The sequence below is a fragment of the Pseudomonas sp. 51_B genome, from assembly GCF_017491595.1.
Classification (GTDB): Bacteria; Pseudomonadota; Gammaproteobacteria; order Pseudomonadales; family Pseudomonadaceae; genus Aquipseudomonas; species Aquipseudomonas promysalinigenes.
The window spans coordinates 1-230 of record NZ_JAFGYW010000647.1; the positions used below are offsets into that span (position 1 = coordinate 1).

Annotated in this window: 1 protein-coding gene; it reads right to left on the reverse strand. The window is 60.9% G+C overall.

What is annotated here, in order from left to right:
• On the reverse strand, positions 1-230 hold a 230-nt coding region (locus J5M56_RS26555), incomplete at both ends, for a hypothetical protein (protein WP_207938261.1).

Below are 230 nucleotides of genomic sequence, written 5' to 3' on the forward strand. Positions count from 1 at the left end.
GCAATGCAACGGTATTGTCACTGCTGCCCTTGAGCTGCAGAAACTCCACCAGGCCGGAACTGTGCACCACCCGCCAATGGGTGCCCGGCGTGTCTTCATGGATGTGGAAGCTTTCCAGCTTGCGCTCGTCCAGTGCAAGCCCAGTACCGGCGCCTATGTCGCTGCCGGTGACTTTCAGGGTCTCGCCGGTCTGCAGGCTGAGCAGGTTGCTGGCAGGCATATACTGGCTG